Source organism: Streptomyces otsuchiensis, assembly GCF_004305975.1.
Classification (GTDB): Bacteria; Actinomycetota; Actinomycetes; order Streptomycetales; family Streptomycetaceae; genus Streptomyces; species Streptomyces otsuchiensis.
Genome location: NZ_BHZI01000416.1, coordinates 1 through 3,685 on the forward strand (window position 1 = coordinate 1; position 3,685 = coordinate 3,685).

The following is a 3,685-nucleotide window of genomic DNA, read 5'->3' on the forward strand; positions in this document are numbered from 1 at the left end:
GAGCTCGGCATCGAGGGCGTCATCCGCGGACAGCGCCGCCGCACCACGGTCCCCGAGCCGACCGCCCCGCGCCCGCCGGACCTGGTCAACCGGCGCTTCACCGCCGAGCACCCGAGCCAACTGTGGCTGGCGGACCTGACCTACATACGAACCTGGTCGGGCTGGGTCTACGTCGCCTTCGTGCTGGACGCGTACTCGCGCCGGATCGTGGGCTGGCAGGCCGCCACCCACATGCGCACGGACCTGCCGCTGGACGCGCTGGAGATGGCGCTGTGGCGGCAGAAGATCAAGAAGGACGCCGATCTCATTCACCACAGCGACCGAGGGTCGCAATACGTATCCATTCGGTACACGGAACGTCTCGCCGAGGTCGGCGCCTCGGCGTCGGTCGGGTCCGTCGCGGACAGTTACGACAACGCGATGGCCGAAGCTCTGAACGGCACATTCAAAGCCGAGCTGATCGAGCATCAGGGGCCTTGGCGGGACTTCGACGAGGTCGAGCGGGCCGTCTTCCAGTGGGTCGCGTGGTACAACAGTGAGCGACTCCACTCCGCCCTGGGCTACGTGCCGCCCGACGAGTACGAGCACACGTACTGGGCCCAACTCGAGGAAGTCCCGCAGACCGCTTGATCACACGATCGCGGACTCCACGGAACTCGGGGCAGCTCACGCCTTCGCCGTATCACTCGCGCGCCGGAATACAGCTCTCGACCTGATTCACCCGGGCTTCGTCGTGCTCGACACTCCGGTCCTCACCTACCGCCGCCCCGAAGACCCGCACGAAGACCGTCCCGAACTGATGAGTGCCGACGTTGCCGAGAACTTCTACGGCGATCTCCTGGAGAACCCGCCAGGCCAGGTCATCGTGATCGAGAACCCGACACCGCCTGCCAGCATCAGAGGACGTGCCACCGTCCACACATTCAGCGTGGACGGCTCGGAACGCCAGGGATTCTTCCCACCCCGAGAAAGGCAGTGAGCACCAGCCGCCCACCGCGGGCAGCCGTGGGTTCCGTGGTCAGGCCCAGTCCATGCCCAGCTTGACGAGGGCGGCAAGCTGATCAGCGTTCAGCCGGTCTCGTCTGGCGCGGGTGTTGGAGAGCCATGCGCCGAGTCGTACGGGTACCGGCTCCGCCTCGCCGTCAACCTTGACCTCGATGACCGCGCCGCGGGGTACTGGCCGGTCGGCGCCCTCCCGCTCGACCCACTGCGCAAGGGCCCCTAGTCCCCGTTCGAAGGCCTGCTGCGCCTTGCTCGGCCCCTTTCCCGAGGCCGTTGCTGGACGGGTTGCTGCCGGGGCGGTCTCGGGGAGCTCGGCGGCCTTGATGCCGAGTTTGGCGAGGCGTTCGCGCTGTTCGGGCATCAGCTGCGCCCGCACCCCGGCTTTCTGTTGTTGCCATCTCCAGGTGCCGATGTCGTCGCCGTCGAAGAGCACGCCGGGTGCGATGTAGGGGAGGGCCCCGGCGGCGTCGACCAGGTCCGCGAGGACCCGGTAATGGCGTTGCCAGTTCAGCGGCCAGGGGCAGTTCCAGTCCTCGTCGATCGCCGCGAGCTGCTCCGCGCGCCGTGCCGCCCGTTCCGGGTTCTTGCCGAGGCCGCCGGTACGGCGGAGGTTGGCGAGGTGCTGCCCGATCGGTACGGGGCTGCCGCCGGCCGGGTCGTCCCACACCGCGTCCTGCCGCGGTGCGAGGTGCCCGGTGGCCCGCCGGTAGGACCAGAGCACAGCGAGTTTGCTCTCCCACGACTGCTCGTCCGGCTCCCTGACCATCCCGGCCTCCGGCGCGTCCAAGACGCCTCCTGCGCCGCTCCTCCAGCTCCGCGGCACGCAGCGCCCTCCGCTGCTGCTGGACCTCACGGCCGAGGGGGAAGTCCCGAGTGCTCGGCGGCTCTCCTGCACCACGGGGTGTGCAGGGTTCGGGACCCGGGCGGTGCTATGTGCGGAGCCTGAGGCGCATGTGCAGCCGTTGCGGGCTGAGTGTGAGGGCCAGGGCGGGGCGGACGGGGCGGCCGGGCAGGGGTTCCAGGCGCCATCGTGCGGCGATCGTGGCCAGGATGATGACGGTTTCGGTGATGCCGAATTGGTCGCCGATGCACTTGCGGGCGCCTCCGCCGAACGGGATGAAGGAGCCGTCCGGTGGGTTGAGGTGGCGGGAGCTGCTCCACCGGTCGGGGTCGAATTGCTCGGGGTTGTCGTACTGGTCGGTTCGGTGGTGGATGAGATAGGGGCTGAAGAAGACGGCCGTGCCGGCGCGGACGGGGTGCGTGCCGAGGTGTGTGTCGGTGGTGGTGGTGCGGCTGATGAGCCAAGCGGGCGGATATTGTCGCAGGGATTCCATGAGGACGCGGCGTGTGTATTCCAGCCTGGGCACGTCGTCGAGTGTGGCTGCGGCGCCGGCGAGAACGCTGTCGGCCTCGGCGTGGAGCTGTTCTTCGATGTGGGGGTGCTGGGCCAGGGCGTGCAGTGCCCATGCCAGGGTGGCGGCCGCGGTCTCGATGCCGGCGAAGAAGAAGGCCATCAGCTGGTCGATGATCTCGGCGTCGGAAAGGTTCTGGTCATGGCCGTCTTCGGGGGAATCGGGGCTGCCGAGGAGTACGGACAGCAGGTCGTCGTGGCCGGTGGCGGCGGAGCGGCGGTCTGCGGTGGCGTGGGTCATGGTCTGGCGCAGGCGGGATTGGGCCTGGTAGTAGCGGCGGTTGCCGGGGGTGGGGAGCATGTTCAGGCGCGGTGGTGTGATCATGCGCCGGAAGATGCCGTTCGTGATGGTGCCGAGGTCCTCCAGTACCTCGGTTATGGCGGTGGGGTTGAGGGTGTCGGCGAACATGGTTGCCACCAGGCCCTGGGCGACGATGTTCTGCATTTCGGTATAGGCGTCGATGGTCTGGCCGTCGGTCCACGAGCCGGTGATGGTGTCGGTCTGTTTGGTCATCAGGCGGGCGTACGCGGGCAGGCGGGCGGGGTGGAAGGCGGGCTGGATCAGCCGTCGCTGGCGGCGGTGGTCGGTATGGGGGCAGAGGGGCAGGCCGTTGCCCAGGACTTCCCTGCCCTGGTCGAATGCCGGGCCGCCTTTGTCGAAGGTGCGGTCGTTGACCAGGACGTGGCGGGTCAGTCCCGGGTCGCACACCAGGAGGGCCTTCATGGGGCCGATTCGGATGTGGACCAGGCCTCCGCGGGCGGGCAGTGAGGTGAGGAATTTCAGGGGGTCGCGTACCAGTGGCAGGAGGTGGCCGAGGAGAGGCAGCGCTCCCGGTGCCTGGCTGATCGGAACGTCCGTTGTCATAGCTGTCCACTCTCCGGTCGGCGGTGCGGTGGATGAAGCGGGGACGCGGGGTGCGCGGAACGAGTCGCAGACCTCCCGCGCTTTCGGGCTGTTGGCGATCATGCCCATTTCCTATACCCACGCCTGGGTGTGCTGCTGGGCGCGGACTTCGTGGGAGTGGAGCGTGGACGGCAGATCGAGGCGGAGCTGAAGGACTGCGAGATCCATGATCACTCCCTCGTTTCTGTCCTGACAGTGGCGGGGCAGCGGTCCGCCGGTTCCTTTCCTTTCAAGAGAGCCAGTCCCACCCCAGGAAGGGAAGGTCTCGGTAACCAAAAGGGCGTGAACCTGTTGAACGGTCCTGTGCCGGCGAACCAGGGGGCGGGCCAGATGAAGGCCCGCTAGGAGAAGCACCCTGAGGGCGGGGG

General features: G+C 68.2%; 3 protein-coding genes and 1 pseudogene. 2 read left to right on the top strand and 2 right to left on the bottom strand.

The genetic code is table 11. The annotated features are described in order from the left end of the window. Both E0D90_RS24485 and E0D90_RS24490 read left to right on the top strand, forming a co-directional pair. A partial coding sequence (locus E0D90_RS24485) for an IS3 family transposase (protein ID WP_130800128.1) occupies positions 1-630 on the top strand: 630 nt, incomplete at its 5' end. A gap of 169 nt (positions 631-799) precedes the next feature. Continuing rightward, entirely contained in the window at positions 800-979 is a 180-nt protein-coding gene (locus E0D90_RS24490; protein ID WP_130800129.1) for a hypothetical protein, read from the top strand. Positions 980-1,018: 39 nt separating this feature from the next. Here the strand turns inward: E0D90_RS24490 and E0D90_RS24495 are convergent. Both E0D90_RS24495 and E0D90_RS24500 read right to left on the bottom strand, forming a co-directional pair. Then, a pseudogene (locus E0D90_RS24495) lies at positions 1,019-1,877 on the bottom strand (helicase associated domain-containing protein); the annotation flags it as partial. A gap of 54 nt (positions 1,878-1,931) precedes the next feature. Continuing rightward, positions 1,932-3,278 (bottom strand): cytochrome P450, encoded by a 1,347-nt coding sequence (locus E0D90_RS24500; protein ID WP_130800130.1) that lies wholly within the window; start codon positions 3,276-3,278, stop codon positions 1,932-1,934. Positions 3,279-3,685 lie beyond the last annotated feature (407 nt).

Coding starts and splice junctions, on each gene's coding strand:
- E0D90_RS24500 (WP_130800130.1), bottom strand. CDS start 3,278: ATGACAACGGACGTTCCGATCAGCCAGGCACCGGGAGCGCTGCCTCTC.
- E0D90_RS24490 (WP_130800129.1), top strand. CDS start 800: ATGAGTGCCGACGTTGCCGAGAACTTCTACGGCGATCTCCTGGAGAAC.